General features: G+C 73.8%; 20 protein-coding genes. 11 read left to right on the forward strand and 9 right to left on the reverse strand.

The features are described 5' to 3' along the window. Positions 1 to 12 precede the first annotated feature (12 nt). Entirely contained in the window at positions 13 to 372 is a 360-nt protein-coding gene (locus tag BLA60_RS39790; RefSeq protein WP_075138276.1) for a DUF3499 domain-containing protein, read from the reverse strand. 83 nt (positions 373 to 455) lie between these two features. On the opposite strand from BLA60_RS39790, the gene BLA60_RS39795 reads away from it, so the two are divergent. Then, entirely contained in the window at positions 456 to 908 is a 453-nt protein-coding gene (locus tag BLA60_RS39795) for a metallopeptidase family protein (protein WP_075138298.1), read from the forward strand. Here BLA60_RS39795 and BLA60_RS45170 read toward each other — a convergent pair. After that, positions 889 to 4,860, reverse strand: a complete 3,972-nt coding sequence (locus tag BLA60_RS45170) for a glycosyltransferase (protein ID WP_211289014.1) — start codon at positions 4,858 to 4,860, stop codon at positions 889 to 891. The genes BLA60_RS39795 and BLA60_RS45170 overlap by 20 nt on opposite strands. 48 nt (positions 4,861 to 4,908) lie before the next feature. Beyond that, positions 4,909 to 5,226, reverse strand: a complete 318-nt coding sequence (locus tag BLA60_RS39805) for a WhiB family transcriptional regulator (RefSeq protein WP_075138278.1) — start codon at positions 5,224 to 5,226, stop codon at positions 4,909 to 4,911. Positions 5,227 to 5,462: 236 nt separating this feature from the next. On the opposite strand from BLA60_RS39805, the gene BLA60_RS39810 reads away from it, so the two are divergent. Genes BLA60_RS39810 through BLA60_RS39825 form a run of 4 tightly spaced genes read left to right on the forward strand, consistent with a single transcriptional unit; the run spans position 5,463 to position 9,127 of the window. Beyond that, a complete protein-coding gene (locus BLA60_RS39810; protein ID WP_075138279.1) occupies positions 5,463 to 6,239 on the forward strand; it encodes a site-2 protease family protein in 777 nt (258 codons plus the stop codon). 22 nt (positions 6,240 to 6,261) lie between these two features. Then, positions 6,262 to 7,230: a 2-phospho-L-lactate transferase gene (cofD, locus tag BLA60_RS39815; protein WP_075138280.1), complete on the forward strand. Its 969-nt coding sequence runs from the start codon at positions 6,262 to 6,264 to the stop codon at positions 7,228 to 7,230. Continuing rightward, positions 7,227 to 8,594 (forward strand): coenzyme F420-0:L-glutamate ligase, encoded by a 1,368-nt coding sequence (locus tag BLA60_RS39820; RefSeq protein ID WP_245812487.1) that lies wholly within the window; start codon positions 7,227 to 7,229, stop codon positions 8,592 to 8,594. Before cofD ends, BLA60_RS39820 begins: the two co-directional genes overlap by 4 nt. Next, positions 8,591 to 9,127 carry an NUDIX hydrolase gene (locus BLA60_RS39825; protein WP_075138281.1) on the forward strand — a complete coding sequence of 179 codons (537 nt, stop codon included), beginning with the start codon at positions 8,591 to 8,593 and terminating at the stop codon, positions 9,125 to 9,127. The genes BLA60_RS39820 and BLA60_RS39825 overlap by 4 nt, the downstream gene beginning before the upstream one ends. Here the strand turns inward: BLA60_RS39825 and BLA60_RS39830 are convergent. Beyond that, entirely contained in the window at positions 9,112 to 10,026 is a 915-nt protein-coding gene (locus BLA60_RS39830) for a DNA-3-methyladenine glycosylase family protein (protein ID WP_075138282.1), read from the reverse strand. The two genes, BLA60_RS39825 and BLA60_RS39830, sit on opposite strands and share 16 nt — an antisense overlap. Positions 10,027 to 10,060: 34 nt before the next feature. On the opposite strand from BLA60_RS39830, the gene BLA60_RS39835 reads away from it, so the two are divergent. Both BLA60_RS39835 and BLA60_RS39840 read left to right on the forward strand, forming a co-directional pair. Continuing rightward, on the forward strand, positions 10,061 to 11,167 hold the full coding sequence (locus BLA60_RS39835) for a mannose-1-phosphate guanylyltransferase (RefSeq protein ID WP_075138283.1): 1,107 nt from the start codon (positions 10,061 to 10,063) through the stop codon (positions 11,165 to 11,167). A gap of 180 nt (positions 11,168 to 11,347) precedes the next feature. Then, positions 11,348 to 11,881: a hypothetical protein gene (locus BLA60_RS39840; RefSeq protein WP_162293084.1), complete on the forward strand. Its 534-nt coding sequence runs from the start codon at positions 11,348 to 11,350 to the stop codon at positions 11,879 to 11,881. A gap of 19 nt (positions 11,882 to 11,900) precedes the next feature. On the opposite strand, the gene BLA60_RS39845 is transcribed toward BLA60_RS39840, so the two are convergent. The 3 genes from BLA60_RS39845 to BLA60_RS39855 all read right to left on the reverse strand — a co-directional run bounded on the left by BLA60_RS39845 (position 11,901) and on the right by BLA60_RS39855 (position 15,118). Then, complete coding sequence (locus tag BLA60_RS39845; RefSeq protein ID WP_075138285.1) at positions 11,901 to 12,758, reverse strand: glycosyltransferase family 2 protein; 858 nt, start codon at positions 12,756 to 12,758, stop codon at positions 11,901 to 11,903. Between the two features lie 13 nt (positions 12,759 to 12,771). Then, positions 12,772 to 13,905: a glycosyltransferase family 4 protein gene (locus BLA60_RS39850; protein ID WP_075138300.1), complete on the reverse strand. Its 1,134-nt coding sequence runs from the start codon at positions 13,903 to 13,905 to the stop codon at positions 12,772 to 12,774. Positions 13,906 to 13,987: 82 nt separating this feature from the next. Then, positions 13,988 to 15,118 carry a glycosyltransferase family 4 protein gene (locus BLA60_RS39855; RefSeq protein ID WP_075138286.1) on the reverse strand — a complete coding sequence of 377 codons (1,131 nt, stop codon included), beginning with the start codon at positions 15,116 to 15,118 and terminating at the stop codon, positions 13,988 to 13,990. A 24-nt stretch (positions 15,119 to 15,142) separates the two neighbouring features. Between BLA60_RS39855 and BLA60_RS39860 the strand changes: the two genes are divergently transcribed. From BLA60_RS39860 to BLA60_RS39870, 3 genes are read left to right on the forward strand one after another with little or no spacing between them, the layout of a single operon-like run. Next, entirely contained in the window at positions 15,143 to 16,102 is a 960-nt protein-coding gene (locus tag BLA60_RS39860; RefSeq protein WP_075138287.1) for a glycosyltransferase, read from the forward strand. 55 nt (positions 16,103 to 16,157) lie between these two features. Then, on the forward strand, positions 16,158 to 18,686 hold the full coding sequence (locus BLA60_RS39865; RefSeq protein ID WP_075138288.1) for a glycosyltransferase: 2,529 nt from the start codon (positions 16,158 to 16,160) through the stop codon (positions 18,684 to 18,686). Further along, positions 18,679 to 19,767 carry a glycosyltransferase family 4 protein gene (locus tag BLA60_RS39870; protein ID WP_075138289.1) on the forward strand — a complete coding sequence of 363 codons (1,089 nt, stop codon included), beginning with the start codon at positions 18,679 to 18,681 and terminating at the stop codon, positions 19,765 to 19,767. The genes BLA60_RS39865 and BLA60_RS39870 overlap by 8 nt, the downstream gene beginning before the upstream one ends. Positions 19,768 to 19,771: 4 nt before the next feature. Here the strand turns inward: BLA60_RS39870 and BLA60_RS39875 are convergent, their stop codons facing one another. Continuing rightward, the gene (locus BLA60_RS39875; protein ID WP_075138290.1) at positions 19,772 to 20,098 is read right to left on the reverse strand and encodes a DUF1801 domain-containing protein; all 327 of its coding nucleotides are present in this window, start codon (positions 20,096 to 20,098) and stop codon (positions 19,772 to 19,774) included. Beyond that, positions 20,095 to 20,985 (reverse strand): dTDP-4-dehydrorhamnose reductase, encoded by an 891-nt coding sequence (gene rfbD, locus BLA60_RS39880; RefSeq protein WP_211289016.1) that lies wholly within the window; start codon positions 20,983 to 20,985, stop codon positions 20,095 to 20,097. Before rfbD ends, BLA60_RS39875 begins: the two co-directional genes overlap by 4 nt. A 238-nt stretch (positions 20,986 to 21,223) precedes the next feature. Here rfbD and BLA60_RS39885 point away from each other — a divergent pair, with 238 nt between their 5' ends. Continuing rightward, complete coding sequence (locus BLA60_RS39885) at positions 21,224 to 22,720, forward strand: LCP family protein (protein ID WP_154814940.1); 1,497 nt, start codon at positions 21,224 to 21,226, stop codon at positions 22,718 to 22,720. The last annotated feature ends 58 nt before the right edge of the window (positions 22,721 to 22,778 follow it).

A 22,778-nucleotide genomic window follows, 5' to 3' on the forward strand; every position in this document is an offset into this window, starting at 1 on the left:
GAAGTCGGGGTACTACTCGACGACAGGGTTGGGCAGTACCCGCAGGTGACCGCGGCGTCCGGTGCCCGAGGCGGGTTCGGGCTGGTCGATCGGCCGGTCGGGCCGGCCGGCCTCGCGGACGGCCTCGGCGAGCGCGGTGAGGTCGTCGACGCTGGGTTCCGGGGCGGCGAACTCGCCGTCGTGCCGCACGACCTCCCAGCCCCGGGGGACGGTCAGGCGCAGCGCGTGTTCCTCGCACAGGTCGTAGCTGTGGGGTTCGGAGTAGGTGGCGAGCGGGCCGACGACGGCGGTCGAGTCGGCGTAGGCGTAGGTGAGCGTCGCCACCGCCGGGTTGGCGCACCCGGTCCGGGAACACTTCCGCACGCTTCGCACGCGAGGACGATAGCGCTTCGCGGCGCGTCCGGCAGGTAGCCACACCGGTGCTGGCGGGTTCGTGTCCCAGTACCCTCGGGGTGGTGTCCACCACTCGCGGCTACCGGCCCAACCGCGACCGCCACGGTCGGGGGCTGCGCGGCTCGCTGTACCCCTCGACGCTGCCGGCGGCCTCGACCCGCGCGGAGCGCTTCGACGCGCTGGTGCTCGCCGCGTTGGAGCCGATCGAGGCGCGCTGGCGCACGGAGCTGACGGAGCTGGACATCGCGGTGGACGACGTGCCGGACGTGCGCGGCACCGACCGTCCCCCGGAGGGTGTGCTGGCCGACGGCGGTGTCCCGCTGGCCCGGCTGGTGCCGGCCGGTGTCGACCGCCGGGGCCAGCCGACGAAGGCCAGGATCGTGCTGTTCCGGCGGCCGCTGGAGGCCCGCGCCCGCGACGGCGGTGACCTGGCGGATCTGGTGCACCACGTGCTGGTGGAGCAGGTGGCGAACTACCTGGACCTTGACCCGGGCGTCATTGAGGGCGACGGCTAGGGATCGCGGTCAGCACCACGAACAGCACGGTCGCGGCCTGCACGAGCAGCAGCACGCCGCGTAACCCGGTCGACTGTTCGACCCGGACGTCGGCGGCGGTGGTTCCCAGCGGCACGGCCACCAGGTGTCCCCAGGCCCGCACCACCGGCACGGCCCGCCCGTCGACGGTGGCCACCCAGCCGGGTTCGTCCTCGGCGGCGATCACCAGCAGCCGCCCGGCCGGGCCGTCGGACACCCGCACCGCGACCCCCGGCGGCGCCGCCTCCACGGCGACGATCCCCGGGGCTCCCAGTTCGGCCGGCGGTGTGCTGCCGGTGACCGCCCGCCGGGCCTGTTCCGGCGAGAGCAACGTGACCTGCCCGGCGGCAAGTTGCAGCCGCAGGACCGGCCGCCCGTCCCCGGTGGCCGGCGCCCCGGCGACGAGGTCGCCGGCCGCGTCCTCGATGAGGTCCCCGGCCCGTTCACTGCCGGGCACGACGAACAGCACCCCGGCCGCCGCCGCCTCGGCCACGGCGTGGCGCACACCGTCGGCCGTCCCGAACCCGCTGGCGATCCGCGCGAGCTGGGCGCCGTCGCCAACGGGCGGCAGGTCGTCGTCCCCGAACGCCGGCAGCCGACCGGCGGTCATCCGGGCTGGCTCGTGCCCGTGCGGCAGGACCAGTACCGACCGCCCGGTCTCGGTGAGCTCCCGCTCCAGCGTGTGCGCCAGCTCCAGCCCACCGCCCAGCCCACCGCCCAGCCCGCCGCCCGGCCCGCCGCCACGCCCGGTGAACGCCCCGACCGCCATCACCACGATCCCGACGACGCCCGCCAGTGCCGCGACCCGCCGCACGGTGTCCCGAGCGGGCCCGCGCACCAGCGCCGCGACGCCCCGGGCGGTGTCCCGTTCCGGCGCGCCGGCCTGACAGGTGCCGAGCAGGGCGAGCAGCAACCCCCAGCCCACGACCAGCAGTCCGGCGCCGGGCCAGCCCGTGCTGGCCGGGCCGCCGGTCAGCGGCACGGCCGGGAACCGCAGCACCACCACGACCGCGAGCACCCCCAGCAGTGCCAGCCCGAGACCCGGCAACGCCGCCCGCCGGGGCCGCAGCGCCAGCCCGGCCAGCGCCGCCACCACGACCAGGGCTCCGACCCACCACAGCGCGCCGCCTCCGCCCGGCCACAACGCGACCAGGTCCATCACCGTGACGGGTTCGCCCGGCAGGAACGCCCCCGTGCCGTGCGGCACGACCCCCGGGTGCTGGATCAGCACGGCCGGCCACGGCGCCAGCAGCGCCACGGGCAGCAGCACCACCACGAACAGCGCCACCACCCGCCGCCGCCCGTCTCCCCGAAGCCCTGGCACCACGACGAACCCGGCCAGGGCGAAGGCCACCAGCAGCAGGTGCACCAGCGGCGCGAACGCTCCCAGAACGGCCAGTCCGAACGCCGACGCCGCCGCGATCGACAACCACCGCGAGGAGTCGGTGCGCGCCCGCCCGAGCAACGCCACGATCCCCGCGGTCACCACCGGCAACAGGACGTGCGCCACGACCACGTCCAGCCGTCCCTGCGCCACGGCGGTGATCCCCGGCGGCAGCAACGCGTACCCGGCCGCCGCCAGCGCCCGCCCCCAGCGGGCGACCGGCATCCGCCGGGTGGCGACGTAGGCGGCCAGCCCCGCCAACGGCACACTCCCGAACAGCAACCAGGACACGACCTCGGCCGGCCCGCCCCCGAACGGCGCGAGCAACGCCCCGAACACCCCCACCACCGCCAACGCGGCCGGTGCGGGCGCCGCCGTCCCCCCGGCCACCGGGTGCCAGGTGGCGAGGTAGGTGGACCACAGCTCCCCCAGATCGGGCACCGGCAACAGCCGCCCGCCCGCCACCGGCCAGCCGAGCCGCCCCGCGTTCACCGCGATCCCCACGGCCAGCAGCGTGACCACCAGCAGTACCGGTGGCGCCAGGAGCACCTGGCGCGCCAGCCGCGCCCGGTCGACCCGCACGACCACCAGATCCGGCCGGGCGGGCCGCGACCCGTCCCTGGGCACCGGCGAGGGCCGGCGGGTCGGCGAGGGCCGCAGCCCCCGGGGAAGGTCGGGCAAGGTCAGCGACACGGCCACCGCCGTCGCCGGCCGCCGCAACCCGGCCGGCCGCCGTGGCCGCCGGCCCCCGACACCGTCGGGCAGCGCCTCCGGCCCCGCCACCGGCCGCTCCGCCCCAGCGGCCAGCCGCCCTGGCCCCCGCGAACCCGGCTCGTCCGCCAGCCCCGCCGACAGGGCGGGCGTGCCCGACCCTCCCGGCGAATCACCCGTCGACCGAGCCCGGGTGTCGTCCAGCCCGGGTTCACCGGCCCAGCTCTGAGAACCGCCGCCACCCAGCTGCTCACCCGCCGACTCGGCCGACGGCCCGGTCTCGTCGATCGGGCTCCGCGCACCCGCCGACCGGTCCGGCGAGTCAGGGTCACCCACCCCTCCCACCGGCGAACCGGACCCACCCAACACATCCCGCGAGCCAGGCTCACCAACCAACCCACCCGACAGGCCCGACCCAGCCACCCCATCCGGCACGCCGAACTCACCCACCCGGCCCCACGGACCGGAGTCACCAGCCAACCCCGACGGCAGACCGGACTCACCCAAACCCGCGGAGTCGGGCTCGCCCACCCCCGCCGGACGACCCCCGGCGACCCCGGTTCCCGCCGCACCGCGCTCACCCACCGACCCACCCGGCGAGCCGGGCCAACCCCGCGACCCGGACTCACCGACCAACCCCGCCGGCAGGCCCTGGGGGCCGGTGGCGTCGGCCGGTAGCCACAGGGCGTCGCCGGCGGTGGGGTTGGGTAAGTGGCCCAGGGCGGCGTCGGCCTGGAGGCGGCGGCGGACCAGGTGGGCGATGCCGGCGTGGACGGCGTTGCGGATCCTGGTGAGGCGGCTGGTGAACAGGCCTCTGACCGACCGCACCTCGATCGTCGGGCGGCGGGCTCGGCGGCCGGCGAGCAGGCCGCCGCCGAGGAGGTGGCGCACCGCGAGCAGTTCCGCGCGGCACTCGTCGAGCCTGCGCCCGGCGGCGAAACCCAACGCGCGCACCAGACTCAGCGCCGTCAGCCGGGGAATTCCCACCAGGAACGACACCAGCGAGCAGTTGAGCAGGAACGTCCGCAGGCCGTACACCCGGTCCAGTGCCGCCACCGACCCGTGTGGACCGGCCCCGGTGTGGCGCAGTCCGGACGGGACCGCGCGCACGTGCCGCAGCCGCGCGGCGGGCACGCACAGCACCACCTCGCCGGCGTGGTTGGCCCGCCAGCCGAAGTCGATGTCCTCACGCAGCAACGGAATCGCCGGGTCGAAGCCGCCCAGCCGGTCCCACAGGGCGCGGCGTACCAGCATGCCGGCCGACGGGACGGCGAGGACCTCGGTGCTCTGCCCGTACTGCCGCCCGAGCCGACTCCAGTCCAATTCGGACGGTCCGAGGCCGGTTTGCCGGTGGCCGGCGGCGTCGGTCGACAGGCCGGCCTCGACCACGAGTCGAGGGTCGTCCCAGTCGAGCGCGAGTGGACCGAGGACACCGGCCGACGGCGAGGCCTCGGCCGCCCTGAGCAGGGTCGCCAGGCAGTCGGGCTCGGGCGCGCAGTCGTCGTGCAGCACCCAGATCCAGCCGCCGGGGTCTCCCCAGCGCTCGACGGCGGCCGACACCGCGTCCCGCACGGCGGTGGCGAACCCGGTTCGCCGGTCGCGGGTGAGCACGCCGTCGACCACACGGTTCTCGCCGCTGGCGGCGTCGCCGAGCAGGCGCGCCGTGGCGTCGAGGGATCCGTTGTCGACCGCGAGCACGTGCCGTGGCCTGGGCGTGGACGCGCGCAGGGCCGCCAGGGCGTCCGGCAGCCACGCCTCGCCGTCATGGCACACGAGCACCGCGAGTACCGGAGCGGTACGCAGTACCGGCGTCCTACCCCGGGAGCCGTAGCGTGGCATTCGCACAAGATGCCATGAACCGGCCCTGGGGCATCAGGAAAGTCGCGTTCAGATCACGCGCTTCTTCAACTTGCGCCGCTCGCGCTCCGACAGCCCTCCCCAGATGCCGAACCGCTCGTCATGAGCCAACGCGTACTCCAGGCACTCCCCGCGCACCTCGCACCCCTGACAGATGCGCTTGGCCTCCCTGGTCGAGCCGCCCTTCTCCGGGAAGAACGCCTCGGGATCGGTCTGCGCGCACAGTGCGCGCTCCTGCCACTCCTGCTCCTCCGACTCATCGAAAAGCTCGGCCAGAACACCCAGCTCCTCGTGCGGGTGCTCCCCCCACTCCACGACGCGACTCCCATCGCTGATTTCCAGTGTCATTGCCCGTCCGCCTCCTCGCCTTTCGCGCTCCCCGTGTTGGCGGACACCACTCGCCCTCTCACCGACGAATGACATCGATGTGATTACACCCGTGTAGTGGCGGCGCGTCAAGCGAAGTACCCGGGAGGGTGATGCCCTAAGGGGCGAATGGAAAACGGTCCACCCGAAGGGCCGGCACCCGGTGAAATCGGGGTCCGAGCAGGGGGCCCGCCGGCCGTCCCTGGCACACTCGGGGTGTGCAGCGATCAGCGGTCCGGCCCTCGCCGGTGTTCCTCGCCATCCTCGCCCTCGCGATCATCGGCGGGGTGATCGTCGCGTTCGGCCAGGGCGACGACTACTTCCCCGGCGACCCGGGGTTCGCCGTGCAGGCCGGAACGTTCCTGCTGGTGCTCGCCGGCTGGGGCGTGTCACTGTGTCTGCACGAGTTCGGTCACGCGATCGTGGCCTACCGGGGCGGCGACCGAGAGGTCTACTTCAAGGGCTACCTGACCCTGGACCCCCGCCGGTACACCGATCCGATCTTCAGCCTGGTGTTCCCGCTGGTGCTGCTCGCGATCGGTGGCATCCCGCTGCCCGGCGGCGCGGTGTGGATCAACCACCACGCGTTGCGCTCCAGGGGAATCGACTCGATGGTCTCGCTCGCCGGGCCGCTGTCGAACCTCGCCATGGGCATCCTGTTGATCATTTCGATCGACGTCTTCGAGCCGTCGATGGCCCTCGGCGGGGCGCTGTCGTTCCTGGCGCTGTTCCAGATCATGGCGTTCGTCCTGAACATCCTGCCGATCCCCGGCCTCGACGGCTGGGGCGCGATCGAGCCGTACCTGTCCCACGACGCGCAGCGCTTCGGCGCCAAGGCGCGGCCGTGGGCGCCGCTGGTCCTGTTCGCGGTGCTGATCGGCATCCCGGCCGCCGGCACGGCGTTCTGGAGCGTCGCCGACTCGACCTTCGGCCTGTTCGGCGGGGACGAGTACCTGGGCGCGGTCGGCAACATCGCCTTCTTCTTCTGGCGCTGAGCGCCCGTGCGAGGATCGCGGCGTGAAGGTTGTCGTCGTGGTCGGTGGGGTCGGTGGGGCACGTTTCCTGCAGGGGGTGAAACGCGCACTCGGGCTACCCGGCCCGGAACACGAGGTCACCGCGATCGTGAACACCGGTGACGACGTCTGGCTGCACGGGCTGCGCATCTGTCCGGACCTGGACACCTGTATGTACACCCTGGGCGAGGGCATCGACACCGAGCGCGGGTGGGGCCGTACCGAGGAGACCTGGACGGTCAAGGACGAGTTGGCCGCCTACGGCGCCGGCTCGGAGTGGTTCGGTCTCGGTGACAAGGACATCGCCACCCACCTGATCCGCACCCGGATGCTGCGCGCCGGCTATCCGCTCTCGGCGGTGACCGAGGCGCTGTGCGCGCGCTGGCAGCCGGGGGTCACGCTGCTGCCGATGTCCGACGACCGGGTCGAGACGCACGTCGTGGTGGACGACCCGGACACCGGCGAGCGGCGGGCGATCCACTTCCAGGAGTGGTGGATCCGCCACCACGCGGCGCTGCCGGCGCACTCGATCGTGCCGGTCGGCGCGGAGGAGGCGACGCCGGCGCCGGGCGTGCTGGACGCGGTCGCCGAAGCCGACGTGGTGTTGCTCGCGCCGTCGAACCCGGTGGTCAGCGTGGGCACGGTGCTCACCGTGCCCGGGGTGCGCGACGCGCTGGCCAAGACCGAGGCGAAGGTCGTCGGGGTCTCGCCGATCATCGACGACCGGCCGGTGCGCGGGATGGCCGACGCGTGCCTGAGCGCGATCGGGGTGGCGACCACCGCCGAGGCGGTCGGCCGCCACTACGGCTCCCGCCGGGAGGACGGCCTGCTGGACGGCTGGCTGGTGCAGACCGGTGACCCGGCGACCGTGCCGGGCGTGGAGGTTCGGGCGGTGCCGTTGTTGATGTCCGATGTGGACGCCACGGCCGGCATGGTGCTGGCGGCGTTCGACCTGGCGGGGGTGACCAAGTGAGCGATGACGTGGACCTCGGGGCCGACCACGCGGTGGGCGGCCGGATCGAGATCCGGCCGGTCGACGGCCTGCCGGAGTTCCGGCCGGGCGACGACCTGACCGGCGCGATCGCCGCGGCGGCGCCGTGGCTGCGCTCGGGTGACGTCGTGGTGGTCACCAGCAAGGTCGTGTCCAAAGTGGAGGGTCAGCTGGTCAGGGTGCCGGCCGACCCCGAGGAACGCGACCGGATCCGCCGGCGACTGGTGTTCGACGAGTCGGTGCGCATCCTCGCCCGGCGCGAACGCACCCTGATCACCGAGAACCGGCTGGGCATCGTGCAGGCCGCGTCCGGGGTCGACTCGTCCAATGTGGCCGGTGACGAGCTGGCGCTGCTGCCCGGCGACCCGGACGCCTCGGCGACCGCCCTGCGCCACGGGCTGCGCGAACGCCTGGGCGTCGAGGTCGCGGTGGTCATCACCGACACCATGGGCCGCGCCTGGCGGGTCGGGCAGACCGACGTGGCGATCGGCGCGTCCGGGCTGCGGGTGCTGCACGGCTACCACGGCAAGGTCGACCGCCAGGGCAACGAACTGGCCGTCACCTCGATCGCCGTCGCCGACGAACTGGCCGGCGCGGCCGACCTGGTGAAGGGCAAACTCGGCTCACTGCCGGTGGCGGTCGTCCGCGGGTTCGCCGCCGTGCCCGACACCGAGGCCACCGCCCGTGACCTGGTCCGCGCGGTGGACGAGGACCTGTTCCGGCTGGGCACCGAGGAGGCGCTCGCCGAGGGCCGCCGCGAGGCCGTGCTGCTGCGCCGCTCGGTGCGGTTCTTCGACGACACCCCGGTCGACGAGCAGGCGCTGCGCCGGGCGGTGGCCGCCGCGCTGACCGCGCCCGCCCCGCACCACACCCGGCCGGTGCGCTTCGTCCACCTGGCCGACCGGGGCCTGCGCAAGCGGCTGCTCGACGAGATGCGGGCCCAGTGGCGCGCCGACCTGGCCGCCGACGGCTTCACCCCCGACCGCATCGACCGCCGCGTCCGCCGGGGCGACCTGCTCTACGGCGCCACCGAGATCGTCGTGCCGTTCATGGTCCTCGACGGCGCCCACGACTACCCCGACGCCCGACGTGGCGCCGCCGAACGCACCATGTTCACCGTCGCCTCCGGCGGGGCCGTGCAGGGTCTGCTGGTGGCGCTGGCCGCCGAGGGCATCGGCTCGTGCTGGGTGTCCTCGACGATGTTCTGCGCCGACCTGGTCCGCGAGGTCCTGGACCTGCCGGCCGACTGGGAGCCGCTGGGCGCGGTCGCCGTCGGTCACCCGCTGGAGGGCCCGCTCACCCCGCGCCAGGTCACCGAACCCGACGAACGGTTCGTCCGCCGGTGAGCGCGCCCGTGCGCGCCGACGCGCTGGCCACGCTCACGGCCTGGCGGCCGGCCGACCCGGGACAACGGGCGCTGCGCGAGGCGTTCCTCGGGTTCCTCGCCGCCCGCCCCGACTCCTGCGCCCGGTCCTGCGAGCCAGGTCATCTCACCGCGTCCGCGCTGGTCCTGGACGCCACCGGGGACCAGGTCCTGCTGACCCTGCACCCCCGGGTCGGCGCCTGGCTCCAGCTGGGCGGCCACTGCGAGAGCACCGACGCGACCCTGGCCGGCGCCGCGCTGCGCGAGGCGACCGAGGAGTCCGGCATCGAGGGCCTGACCATCGACCCGGTCCCGCTGCACGTCGACGTGCACCCGATCACCTGCTCGCTGGGCGTGCCGACCCGACACTTCGACGTCCGGTTCCTGGTGCGCGCCCCGGCCGGCGCCCGCGAGACCCGCAGCGAGGAGTCCCTCGACCTGCGCTGGTGGCCGCTGGACGCCCCGCCCGACCACGAGCTCGACGACCTGCTGGCGGCCGCTCAGATCGCCCGGTAGTCGCGGGGGGAGAACCGGGGGCCGAAACGCGGGCGGGAGATGCCGGCGCCTTCGAGGTAGCGGATCACCCGGTGGCGGTGCGGCGCGTAGGGCCTGAGGACCTCGAGCATCCCGGCGTCGTCCAGGGCGCGGCCCAGCAGGGCGTGGCCGACGATCGAGGGGATGTGGAAGTCGCCGACGCTGACCGCGTCGGCGTCGCCCCAGGCGCGTTGGGCCACCTCGGCGGCGGTCCAGAACCCGATCCCGGGGACGGTCCGCAGCAGGTCACGGCCGGGCCGGCCACGCAGGGTGGCGGCGGCCTCCAGACGGTGGGCGACCCGGGCGGCGGCCAGGATCGCCCGGCGGCGGGCCAGGTCGACCCCGGCGCGGTGCCACTCCCAGTCCGGGATGTCCAGCACGGCCCTCGGTGTCGGCGGGACCCGCATGCCCTCGGGCGCGGGGCCCGGCGCCGGTTCGCCGAAGCGGCGGCACAGCTCCCGCCACGAGCGGCGGGCCTCGTAGCCGGTGACCTTCTGTTCCAGGACCGACGGCACGAGCAGATCCCACACCCGCCCGGTGGAGCACAGCCGCAGCGTCGGCCGGCGGCGACGCAGGTCGGCGATCAGCGGGTGGTGGGCGGTGAACCCGGAGTCGTCGTCCTCGCTGCCGACCAGGGCCGGCAGGCCGTCGAGCAGCGCGTCGGCGCCCGGCCCCCACGCCCGGCCGACGACCTCGGTGCCGGCGCGGTGCACGGCCAGGGTCCCCGGCCCGGCGGCGGTGTTGGCCGCGAGCCAGGTCACGCCGTGGTCGTCGCGGCGGAAGGCCGGGTCGGCGTGGCCCCGGCGCAGCGGGCCGAGCACGGCGGCGAGGTCGAGGGCGTGTCCCGGCGTGTGGTCGCGCCGTGCCGCTGATGCCCTCATGGGGCCCGACGCTACCCCGGATATCGTCAGCCCAATGAGCCCGACCGACTTGCACATGGTGGTGCCCGCCGGCGGCAGCGGCACCCGGCTGTGGCCACTGTCCCGCGCGGCGAACCCCAAGTTCCTGCACGCGCTGACCGGCACCGACCGGTCGCTGCTGCAGGCGACGTTCGACCGGCTGGTGCCGCTGTGCTCGGCGCAGCGGCTGCTGCTGGTGACCGGGACAGCGCACGCGACGTCGGTGGCCAGGCAGCTGCCGGAGCTTCCCGAACGCAACATTCTCGTCGAGCCGTTCGCGCGGGACTCGTGCGCGGCGATCGCACTGGCGGCGGCGGTGATCCAGCGGCGCAGCCCCGGCGCGGTGATGGCCTCGTTCGCCGCCGACCACCTGATCACCGACGTGCCGGCCTTCCACGAGGTCGTCGGGCACGCCGTCGACGGCGCCGCCGACGGGCGGCTGATGACCATCGGCATCACGCCGACCCGCCCGGAGACCGGCTACGGCTACCTGCGGTGCAGCGAGCCGGCGCGCCCCGGCGTGCGCCAGACGGTGCTGGAGTTCCGCGAGAAGCCGACCGCCGAGGTGGCCGCCGAGTACGTGGCGTCGGGCAGTTATCTGTGGAACGCCAGCATGTTCCTGTGGCGCACCGACGTGTTCCTCGCCGAGTTGGCCGCCCGCCGCCCGGACGTCCACGAGCCGGTCACGGCCATCGCCGCCGCCTGGGACTCCGACCGGCGGGAGACCGTGCTGGCCGACCTGTGGCCGACCGTCCCGAAGGTCGCCGTCGAGTACGCGGTCATGGAACCGGCCGCCGCGCAGGGCAAGGTGGCCACCGTCCCCGGCGACTTCGGCTGGCACGACATCGGCGACTTCGAGACCCTCGGCGCCCTGCTCGGCCGCGACGTCGACGGCGCCCGCGTGGTCGACGTCTCCCCGGACCAGGCCCCGGTCCTGGTCGTCGACGGGGACGGCGTGATCGCCGTCCCGTGCGCACCGAGGGTGATCGCGACCCTGGGCGTGCGAGACCTGATCGTGGTAGACACGGCGGACGCGGTACTGGTGTGCCGACGCGACCGCGCGCAGGACATCAAGAAGCTGACCGAGCTGTTGCGTGATCGCGGGTACGCGGCGCACGTGTGAGTGATCTATTTCCGGTGTTCGCTGACGCGGGGCGAAGAAAGGAATACGCTGGGGTGCAAACATCCACCTGGCGCAGGGAGTGGGCGACGCATGGACCCCCGTGAACGGGCTGACGCCACGCTGGCGCGGGCTCGGGCGCGAGGCGCCTTCGTGGTGACACCAGAGAGCGCGATCTCACCCATGGACGCCGCGAGCACGCTGCAGATCCCGCGCACCGTCGTCGCCGCCAACGATGAGCGACAGAGCGACCCGGACGCCACGATGGTGGTACCCGGATCGGTGGCCCGGGGCCGGGGCGAGGGCGCGCCGGAGGACAACATCCCGGCCATCGCCCAGGAGGCGCTGACCGACGTGGTGAGCGCGCCGCCGGGGATCCGCTCCCGGCAGCGCCGGCTGGAGGACACCCGCCAGGCGATCCACCGTCAGCAGCAGAAGCCGTCGCCCACGCCGAAACCGGTGCCGACACCGTCGCCGAAGCCGGTGCAGGTGCCCCAGCAGCCGACTCAGCCGCCCGCCCAGCAGCCCACTCAGCAGCCCACGATGCCGTTGACCCAGGTGACCCAGCCGGTCGCCCCGCCGTCACCGCAGCCCGCGCCGCCGCAGCCCGTGCCGCCACCCGCGCCGCCGGCGCCGGAGGAACTGGACGGCCTGATCCCCACGACCAAGGAACCGCCGACCACCCGGTCCACCCTGTCCCAGCGTCTCGACGGATAACGCCCCGACGGGTGAGCGCTCAGCGGGTCTCCAGCGAGGAACGCGCCTTCAGACCGGCCTTCACCGTCAACCGCACCGGGGCCCACAGCACGCCCTGATGCCGGTCGGCGACGAACCGGTAGGCGCTCTCGTGGTGCGCGCGGGTCATCGCCTCGGCCGCCCGCGACGCCGCGTGTCCCTGCACGTGCATCACCTCCGCCGACGGCACGTACACGTTCTGCCAGCCGGCCCGGCCCATCCGGTCCCCGAAATCCACGTCCTCGAAGTACATGAAGTACCGGGGATCGAAACCGTCGACCGAATCGAACGCCTCCCGCCGAATCAGCAGACACGATCCGGAAAGCCACCCGGCGACCCGCTCGACGACCTCGGTCGAGGACTGCTTGTAGGCCGTGGTCCACGGGTTGGTCCGCCACACCTTCCCCAGCACGGCGTGCCCGACCCCCCGCCCCAGCGACGGCACCGACCGGGCCGACGGGTACACCGCCCCGGACGGCTCGCGGATCAGCGGCCCGAACACGCCGCCGCGCGGCCACCGCCCGGCCGCCTCGATCATGGTGTCCAGCGACCCGTCGCCCCACTCCAGGTCGGGGTTGGCCACCACGACCCAGCCGTAGTCCGCCGGCAGCGTCGCCACGCCCCGGTTGGCGGCCGTCCCGTACCCGAGGTTCCCGCCGGTCGACAGCAGCTCCACGTTCGGCCGCGCCAACGCCCGCTCCGGCGCACCGTCGGTGGACCCGTTGTCGGCCAGCACGACCCGCACCGGGCGGGTGGTCGCGGTGGCCAGCGTGTCCAGGCACCGGTCGAGGGTCTCGCCCGGGGAGTAGGTCACGATGACGACAGCCAGCTCAGAACCGTATTCGACAGGCACGGCCACGTATTGTGCCGGGTCACCGTCCCCGGCGATGCACCCGGTGGGCCCGCTCGTAGGCCGCCCGGTGCCCCTCGGCGCTGGTCAGCCAGGAGAACTCCTTGGCCCGGCGTAACGCCGCCTCGGCCAGCTGGGACCGGCGCGCCGGCGCGTCGAGCAGCTCGGCCAGCGCCGCGGCGATGTCCCCGGCGCCGACCCCGCAGTAGGCCACGGCGTCCCCGCCGACCTCGGGCAACGCCAGCCGGCGGGTGGTCAGCACGCACGCCCCGCAGGCCATCGCCTCCAGCACCGGCAGCCCGAAACCCTCGCCCAGCGACGGGTAGGCCACCAGCTCCGCCCCGCCGAGGAACCCCGCCAGGTTGTCGAAGGGCAGGTAGCCGGCGCGGATCACCCGCAGCCGGTGCGGCACGTCGTCCAGCGCGCGCTCCACCTGGCGGTCCCAGCCCGGCTGGCCGGCGAGCACCAGCGCCGGCGGCCGTGACCGGCCCCGGCAGGCGGCGGCGAAGCCCCTGATCAGCGCCGGAACGTTCTTGCGCGGCTCCAGCGCGCCCAGGAACGCGACGTAGGGGTCCCGCTCGGTCAGGCCGACGAGCCGGCGCGCGGTGGCGATCTCGTCGGGGGTCGGCAGGTGGAACCGCTCGGCGTCGACCCCGTGCTGGATGACCTCCAGGCGCCTCGGGTCGGCGCGGGCCACCCTGGCCAGCTCGGTGGCGGTGGCCGCGCTGGGCACCACGCACAGCGAGGCGCGGGCCAGCGCCGCGCGGGTCCACGCCCGGAAGAACCTGGCCTTGATGGAGTGGTGCAGCGCGGCGTCGGTGAAGAACGTCGCGTCGTGCAGGGTCACCACCGACGCCGCCGGGTTGGCCAGGGCGGTCGTGTAGTGCGGCGAGTGCAGCACGTCGACCCCGAGGCGGCGCACCAGCCGGGGCAGCGTGGTCTGCTCCCAGGTCAGCCGGGCGGTGCGGGTGGCGTTGGACTCGGCGGTCGGCACGATGCGGGAGTTCGGCGCGAGCCGGCCGTAGAGCTCGACGTCCCGTGGCTGGCACACGACCGAGATCGCCGCGCCGTCGGAGTCGAGTGCGAACACCAGCGAGTCGACGTACCGGCCGACGCCGCCACGATCCGCGGGTACGGCGGTCGCGTCGATGAGCACGCGCGGTTCGGACACGTAGAGCAGCGTACGACCGCCGGGGTGGCCAGCAGTCCCGACCGGGTGAAAAACCTACGAATAGCCGCTACTTCACACTGGCCATCTCGAAGAACCGGGTGTGCAGGCGCCACAGCTCGGTGGCGGCGTGGCTCCAGGTGAACGCCTCGGCCCGCGAGCGCCCGTCGACGACCCGCCGCGCGGTGCTCGCCGGGTCGTCCAGCACCGCCCGCAGCCCGGCGGCCAGCGCCTTGGCGTCCCCGGCGCGCACCCCCACCCCGGCCCCGCCGGCCACCTCGACCAGCGCCGGCACGTCGGAGTGCACCACCGGCACGCCGACGGCCATCGCCTCCAGCACCGGCAGGCCGAAGCCCTCGGCGCGGCTGGGCGCGGCCAGCACCGCGGCGCGACGCAGGACGACGTTCAGGTCGGCGTCGGAGATCCGCCCGAGCAGGTGCAGCCGCCCGTCGGCCAGGCCGTGCCGTTTGGCCAGCGCGGCCAGGTCGACCTCGCCCCAGCCGCGCGGGCCGACCACCACCAGCGGCAGGTCCGGCGCGTAGGGCAGGGCCATCGCCTCGACCAGCACGTCCAGGCCCTTGCGCGGCTCGACGGTGCCCACGGCCAGCACGTAGGTGTCGGGCAGGCCGAGGCCGACGGCGGTGGCGTGCAGCTGGGCGGGGGCGACGTCGGCGAGCAGCGCGTCCGGCACGCCGTGGCCGACGACCGCGACGGTGGCCGGGCCCGGCGCGTACCGGTGCAGGTCCTCGGCGACCGCGACGGTCGGCACGACGATCGCGTTGGCCCTGGCCGCGGCCCGCTGGATCGCGCCCTGGTGCCAGGCCGCGCCCCGGCGAGTGAGGGTCTCGGGGTGGGTGAAGGGCACCAGGTCGTGCACGGTGACGATCAGGCTGCGGCCCCGGCGCGGCGACGGCGGGGCCAGCGGGGTCGGCGCGTGCACCGCGTCACCGCCGGGCCACAGGTGCACGCCGCGCTCCCACAGGGCGGTCAGCCCGCGCCGGCCCAGCGGCAGGGCGCGCGGCCCGGCGACGCCGGTCACCACGGCCGGCGAGAGGTCCTTGTGGGTGGCGGTCACCCCGGCGACGGTCCAGTCGTGCGGGGCGGTCGCGGCCAGCGCCGTGACCAGCTCGCGGGTGTAGCGCCCGGTCCCGCCGGGGACGGGCGCCAACAGCTGCTCGGTGAGCACGACGAGCTCCGGCACCTCAACAGAGTACGGTCGGGCGCCGTGACCTCGGGTGACGACACGGGCAAGACCACCGTTGTGGTGGTGACCTGGCGCGGGCGCGAGCACCTGGCCGCCTGTCTGGACGCGCTCGCCGCGCAGACCGCCGGGCACCGGGTGCTGGTCGTGGACAACGCCTCCGACGACGGCACCGCCGCGATCATCGCCGCGCACCCGTCGCGGCCGGCCGTGCACCGCACCCGTGCGAACCTGGGCTACGCCGGCGCGCTGGCGCGGGTCCTGCCGGGGGTGGCGACCGAGTACGTCGCCTGGCTCAACGACGACGCGGCCCCCGCCCCGGACTGGCTCGCCGAGCTGGAGGCCGTCCTGGACGCCGACCCGGCGGTCGGCGCGGCGAGCGCCCGGCTGGAGACCACCGGCGGGGACACGCAGTCGGTGGGCGTGGTGCTCACGCCGGACGGCTACGGCCGGGACGCGACCGGCGGCGAGGTGTTCGGCTTCTGCGGCGGCGCGGCGCTGCTGCGGACCAGGGCGGTCGCGCTGGCGGGCGGGGTGCCGGCGGCGTTCTTCTGCTACTACGAGGACACCGACACGTCGTGGCGGCTGCGGCTGGCGGGCTGGACGGTCCGGTCGGTGCCCTCGGCGCGGGTGCGCCACCTGCACGGAGCGAGCACGCGGCCGGGGTCGGCGACCTTCCACCGGTGGAACGAGCGCAACCGGCTGTGGATGCTGCTGCGCTGCGCGCCGGCCGGGGTGGCGGTGCGCGAGCTGGCCCGGTTCGCGGCGATCACCGCGCTGCTGCCGGTGCGGCGGCTGGCCGGCCGGGCCGTTCCGGACGCCTGGAACTACCGTTTACCACTGCGTCTGCGGGTCCTCGCAGAGGTGCTCGGCAGGGTGTTGTCGCTGGTCGGTGAGCGGCGGGCGATCACCCGGCGCGCGACCGTTCCCCGCGCCGCGGTGTGGCGTTCGGCGAACTCAGCCGGTCAACCGCCCGTAACGTGATGTGATAGGGCAGTCTAGGCAGCACCCCTTTTGAGACACCTGAGGAGCGCGCCAGTTGCCCGACTCGGCACGACGTCCGGCCGTCTCGGTGATCGTGGTGAACTACCGCGGCGCCGAGGACACCATCGCCTGTCTGCGCGCGCTGCGCGCTGACCTGGCCTATCCCACCGAGCTGCTCGAGATCGTCTGCGTCGACAACGACTCGGGCGACGGCAGCGCGGAGCGGATCAGAGCCGAGACCGGCGTCGAGGTGATCGAGGCCGGTGCCAACCTCGGTTTCGCCGGCGGCTGCAACCTGGGCGCGCGGCACGCGTCCGGCACGGTCCTGGCGTTCCTCAACAACGACGCCCGCCCGCACCCGGCGTGGGTGGACGCGGCCGTCGAGGTGCTGGTGACCCAGCCGGCGGTCGGCGCGGTGGCCAGCAAGGTCCTGGACTGGGACGGCGAGCTGATCGACTTCGTCGACGGTGGGCTGACCTGGTTCGGCATGGGCTACAAGCGCCACGCCGGCCAGCCCGACGACGGGTCCCACGACGTGCCGCGTGACGTGCTGTTCGCGACCGGGTCGGCGATGTTCGTGCGGGCCGGGGTGTTCGCCGAGCTCGGCGGGTTCGACGAGCGGTTCTTCATGTTCTACGAGGACGTCGACCTCGGCTGGCGGTTGAACCTGCGCGGCTGGCGGGTGCGCTACGAGCCGGCCTCGCTGACCTACCACCGCCACCACGCCTCGATGTCCAAAGTGGACACCGAGGACAACGCGCGTGAGCTGTTCCTGCTGGAACGCAACGCGTTGGCCGCCCTGTACAAGAACCTCTCGGACGCCACGCTGGCCAAGGCGCTGCCGGCGGCGCTCGCGCTGGCCGTGCGCCGGGCGACCGCGCGCGGCGAGGTCGACCCCACCCAGCTGGAGATCGGCCGCCCGGACACCGGCACGCCCGCCGGGAAGTCCACTGTGGAGGTTCCGAGGACCACGCTGGCCGGGCTGCTGGCCATCGACCAGTTCGTCGAGTTCCTGCCGTCGCTGGCGCGCTCGCGGGAGACCGAGCAGGCCGCCAGGGTCCGCTCGGACACCGACCTGCTCCCGTTGATGCGCAACGCCATGGAGCCCGCCTACCCGCTGCCCCGCTACCTGGCCGCCCACGACGTGCTGGTCGAGGTGTTCGGCCTGGAGGAGGCGTTCGGCGGCCGCCGGCGGATCCTGGTGATCACCGGCGACGCGCTCAGCGAGCAGATGGCCGGCCCGGCGATCCGCGCGTGGAACATGGCCGACCAGCTCTGCGCCGAGCACGACGTGCGGCTGGTCACGGTCAACCCGCGCTGCGCCCCGCCGGAGGCGCCGTTCGCGGTGCACCACGCCCGCCAGCGCGACCTGGCCCCGCACGTCGACTGGGCCGACGTGGTGGTGTTGCAGGGGCACGCGCTGGAGCTGGTGCCGGCGCTCAAACGCGCCGACTCCACCAAGATCGTGGTCTGCGACATGTACGACCCGATGCACCTGGAGCTGCTCGAACAGGGCAAGGACGACACCGACGAGCAGCGCGCGCTCGACCTGATCGGCGTCACGAAGGTCCTCAACACCCAGCTGGAACGCGGCGACTTCTTCCTGTGCGCCTCCGAGCGGCAGCGGCACTTCTGGCTCGGGCACCTGACCGCGCTGGGCCGGCTGACACCCTCGCTCTACGACAACGACCCGACGGTGCGTTCACTGCTCGCGGTGGCGCCGTTCGGGCTGTCCGGCAAGCCGCCGCAGCAGACCGCGTCACCGATCAAGGGCGGCCTGCCCGGCGTGCGGCGCGAGGACAAGGTCGTGCTCTGGGCGGGCGGGGTGTACAGCTGGTTCGACCCGCTGACCCTGCTGCGTGCCGTCGACCGCGTCGCCACCACCCACGACGACGTGCGGCTGGTGTTCCTCGGGATGCGTCACCCCAACCCCGAGGTCCCGGAGATGGACATCGGCGCACGGACCAGGCAACTGGCCGGGCGGCTTGGCCTGACCGACCGGCACGTGTTCTTCAACGAGACCTGGGTGCCCTACGCCGAGCGGCAGAACTGGCTGCTGGACTCGGACTGCGGGGTGACCACGCACTACGAGCACGTCGAGACGACCTTCGCGTTCCGCACCAGGGTGCTGGACTACCTGTGGGCCGGCCTCCCGATCGTCACCACCGACGGCGACTCCTTCGCCGACCTGGTCCGCACCGAGCGGCTGGGCGTCGTGGTCCCCGCCGAGGACCCGACGGCACTGGCCGACGCGCTGGAGCGGGTGCTCTACGACGAGGAGTTCGCCCGGGCGGCGCGCGAACGGATCGCGGTGGTGCGGGAACGTTTCACCTGGGAGACGGCGTTGGCGCCGCTGGTGTCGTTCTGCCGCAACCCGGTCCCGGCGACCGACCGGCTGCCCGGCGCGCAGCCGCTGGTCCCCAACCGTCCGTTGCGGATGGGCGAGGTCCTGCGCCGCGACCTGGACCTGGTGAAGTCCTATCTGGACGCCGGCGGTCCGGCGGAGTTGACGAAGAGGGCGGCCGGCCGGGTGCGCCGGGTCGCCACCCAGCGGTTGGGCAGGAAGGGCCAGCAGGATGGCTAAGGGCGGCCCGATACGCGTACTGCTGGACGGCACACCGCTGCTGGGCAACCGGACCGGGGTCGGCCGCTACACCGCCGCCCTCGCCGAGGAACTGGCCTCGATGTCCGAAGTGGACACCCGAGCGGTGGCCTTCACCCTGCGCGGCTGGCGAAAACTGCGCAAGGTCCTGCCCCACGGTTCCCGGGCACGCGGCATGCCGGTCTCGGCGCGCCTGCTGCGCCGCTGCTGGCTGCGGGCCCCGTTCCCGCCCGTGGAACTGTTCGCCGGCTTCACCGACGTCGTCCACGGCACCAACTTCGTCCTCCCCGCGGCGATGCGCGCCGCCGGTGTGGTCACCATCCACGACCTGGCCTTCCTCGACGCCCCCGACGAACTGCCACCCAGCGACGAAAGCCTCCCCCAACTGGTCGCCCGATCGGCCGAACGGGCCGCGGTCGTCCTCACCCCCACCCAGTCCGTCGCCGACGTGACCGCCGATCGCCTGGGCATCTCCCCCGACAAGATCATGGTCACGCCCCTGGGCGTCGACCCCGCCTGGTTCACCGCCCGGCCCCCCAGCGACGCCCTACGCCGGCGGATCGGTCTGCCCAAGCAGTACCTGCTGTTCGTGGGCGCCGCCGGCCCCCGCAAGTCGCTGGGCTGGCTGCTCAAGGCCCACGAAGCCACCCCCCAACTGCCGCCCCTGGTCCTCGCCGGCCCCGGCCACCACCAACGCGACGACCGCACGATGGCCCTCGGCTACCTGTCCGATGTGGACCTTCGGTCGGTGGTCGCCGGCGCGTCGGCCCTGGTCCTGCCCTCCCGCGACGAGGGTTTCGGCCTGCCGGTACTGGAGGGCCTGGCGTGCGACGTTCCCGTGGTGTGCTCGGACGTTCCGGCGCTGCGGGAGGTCTCGGGCGGGCACGCGAGCCTGGTCCCGTTCGGGGACATCGAGGCCATGGGCACCGCCCTGACGGCCGCCCTCGCCACCCCGCCGTCACCGGCGACCTTGGCCCAGCGGCGCGCGCACGCCGCCGAGTACACGTGGCGGCACACCGCCGAACTGACCGTCGCCGCCTACCGACGGGCCATGGCCGGCTGATCCCTCAACCGGCCTCGACCATCGCCCGGCGGAGTTCGATCGTGTCGAGCAGGAGTTGGCGCAGTTCGGGGCGGTCCAGGTCAGCGACCGTCCGGAGTTTGACGTGTCGGTGCACCCGCCCCGCCCCCTCCAGCAGCCCGCCCGGATCGGCCAGTCGGGCCCCGTGGCTCAGTCCGAGGGTCACGTGCCGGGACGCCGCCGTGAGCGTGAAGACCAGCCCGGTGTACCCGGATCCGAACCCGTACCCCGTGTCCTTGCCGTCGACCGTCACGACCGCGTCGGGCAGCAGTGAACGCAGCACCGCGTCCACCCGCTCGACCAGGTCGTTCACGGCCGGTACGCGGACGCGTCCTGGGCGAACGCCGCCGTCAGGGCCTCACGCCACGGGCGCAGGGGAGTCAGGCCGGACCCACGCCAGGCCTGGTCGGAGAGCACCGAGTAGCTGGGGCGCGGCGCGGGGCGGGGGAACTCGTCGCTGCCGCACGGGCGGACCCGCGCCGGGTCGAGACCCAGCTCGGTGAACACGGCCTGGGCGAAGCCGAACCAGGTGGTCTCGCCGCCGCCGGTGGCGTGCAGGACCTTCGCCGTGGGCGGGTCGTCGCCGGCCACCCGGGCGGCCAGTTCGAGCAGGCCGTCGGCCAGGTCACCGGTCCACGTCGGAGAGCCCCGCTGATCGTCCACAACGGACAGTGTGTCGTGGGTTTCGGCCAGGCGGGCCATGGTTTTCACGAAGTTGCCGCCGTGGGCGCCGTAGACCCACGCGGTGCGCACGATCCACGCCCGCGCACCCGAGCCGAGGACCGCCGCCTCACCGGCCGCCTTCGTGGTGCCGTAGACACTGCGCGGCGCGGGGGGCTCGTCCTCGCGGTAGGGCTCGGTGGCGTCGCCGGCGAAGACGTAGTCGGTGGACACGTGGACCAGCGGCACGCCGTTGGCCGAGCACACGGCCGCGAGGACCCGGGGGGCGTCGGCGTTGAGGGCGAACGCCCGCGTGTAGTCGCTCTCGGCGTTGTCGACGGCGGTGTACGCCGCCGCGTTCACCACCACCGGCGAGCCGGCGCCGTCCACCAGCGTCTTGACCGCCTCGTTCACCGCGCCGGGGTTGGTGATGTCCAGCTCGGCCGATCCGGGCGCGTGCACCGTGTACTCACCGGGGGCTCTGGCGGCCAGCTCACGTCCGAGCTGGCCGGTACCGCCGGGGACCAGCAACGCAAGCATCTCCAGGCCCACCAAATTCCTTCACTCGGAGGTAAACCGACGAGGGGCAGTATCGCGTCCTAAATAGGTGCGAGGCATCCCCACCCTCGCAACCGTGTCGGTATGGTACTGGTCAAGTTCCGTCGGGGGACGGGGAGGAGCGTGCGTGGACGAACGTACGCAGGTGTTACCTGGCCGCCGAAGGCCACTCAGAGGGTGGCGTAAGGCGGGCACGTACACCGGTAGAACGGTGGCGGCAGTGGCGTCGATCAGCGTCATGGCCGCCATGGGTTACGGAAAGTGGGCGGTCGGTGACCTGGACGAGGGAACCGTCACCACTGACGTCATAGCCAAGGAAGTCGAGGACCAGCGTGTCCCGCTCGACGGAGCGGTCGATCTGCTGCTGGTCGGCATCGACAGCCGCACCGACGCGCACGGCAACCCGTTGCCGGACGAGGTCATGGACATCCTGCACGCCGGGGTCAACGAGGGCGAACGCAACACCGACACGATGATCCTCGTGCACATCCCGGTCGACGGGACCCGCGCGATCGCCATCTCCTTCCCCCGGGACTCCTGGGTCGAGCTGGCCGGCGGCTACGGTGAGCACCGGCTCAACTCCGCTTTCGCCTACGCCTACAACAACGCCCGTTCCGAGTTGGGCAACACGGCGCCCAACATGAAGGAACTGGAGAAGCAGGCCGTCGTCGAGGGCCGCAAGAACCTGATCGCCACCATCCAGTCGCTGATCGGTGACGCGGTGACCATCGACCGCTACGCGGAGGTCAACCTCGCCAGCTTCTACGAGGTCACCAAGGCCATCGGCGGGGTCGAGGTGTGCCTGAACCGGGCGGTGCGCGAGCCGAAGTCGGGGGCGAACTTCAAGAAGGGCGTGCAGACGATCCAGGGCGCGCAGGCGCTCGCGTTCGTCCGGCAGCGCTACGGGCTGCCGAACTACGACCTGGACCGGATCGTGCGCCAGCAGGCGTTCCTGGCGGCGCTGGCGAACAAGGTGCTCTCCGCCGACATGCTGACCAGCCCGTCGAAGGTGCGGGAGCTGGTCACGGCGGTACAGAAGTCGGTGGTGCTCAGCGAGGGCTGGGAGCTGTCGACGTTCGCCGCGCAGATGTCCGGGCTCAACAGCGACGGCATCGACTTCTACACGATCCCCACCCAGGGCCCGGCCAACATCGGCGGCGCCGACGTGCTCGAGGTCGACCCGGACCAGGTGTCGGACTTCGTTCGGTCGCTGACCACCGACGACAACGGCCAGCCGAACTCCACGCCGGCCCCACCGCCGGGCGAGGGGTCGACCGAGCGGTCCGGCGAGGGGGAACGGCCGGCGCTGGGCCTGGTCACGGTCGACGTGCGCAACGGGTCGAACACCGGCGGGCTGGCCGCGTCGGTGCGTGACCTGTTGGCGGAGAAGGGTTTCAACCCGGGCGACATCGGGGACGCGCAGGTCAGCGGGTCGTCGACGATCTGGTACGCGCCCGGGGAACGCAGCCTCGCCGAGTACGCGGCGGAGTCGCTGCCGGGCCGGTTCGAGCTGGCCGAGGACTCCGCGCAGCAGCCGAACCGGCTGCGGGTGGTGCTCGGCACCAACTACCCCGGCGAGACGTCCGGTTTCGGCTCCGGGGCGGCGATCGCCAAGGGGCAGCCGTCCTCCGAGCCGGGTGAGCCGGGGGCGCCGGCCGACAGCTCCACCACGCCGCCGCCGCAGTTGGACGCCGGTGGCACGCCCTGCGTGAACTAACGCCCGGTCGACGGATCCGTCACGGACGGAATTGCCGTTAATCTGGACGAAGGGCGTG

Origin of the sequence: Actinophytocola xinjiangensis (assembly GCF_001921215.1) — a bacterium.
Taxonomy (GTDB): Bacteria; Actinomycetota; Actinomycetes; order Mycobacteriales; family Pseudonocardiaceae; genus Actinophytocola; species Actinophytocola xinjiangensis.

Bases quoted from the DNA above. Each gene is read 5' to 3' on its own strand.
- BLA60_RS39840 (WP_162293084.1), top strand. From the start codon at position 11,348: ATGGACGCCGCGAGCACGCTGCAGATCCCGCGCACCGTCGTCGCCGCC.
- BLA60_RS39805 (WP_075138278.1), bottom strand. From the start codon at position 5,226: ATGACACTGGAAATCAGCGATGGGAGTCGCGTCGTGGAGTGGGGGGAG.
- BLA60_RS45170 (WP_211289014.1), bottom strand. From the start codon at position 4,860: ATGCCACGCTACGGCTCCCGGGGTAGGACGCCGGTACTGCGTACCGCT.
- BLA60_RS39870 (WP_075138289.1), top strand. From the start codon at position 18,679: ATGGCTAAGGGCGGCCCGATACGCGTACTGCTGGACGGCACACCGCTG.
- BLA60_RS39830 (WP_075138282.1), bottom strand. From the start codon at position 10,026: ATGAGGGCATCAGCGGCACGGCGCGACCACACGCCGGGACACGCCCTC.
- BLA60_RS39835 (WP_075138283.1), top strand. From the start codon at position 10,061: ATGAGCCCGACCGACTTGCACATGGTGGTGCCCGCCGGCGGCAGCGGC.
- rfbD (WP_211289016.1), bottom strand. From the start codon at position 20,985: ATGCTTGCGTTGCTGGTCCCCGGCGGTACCGGCCAGCTCGGACGTGAG.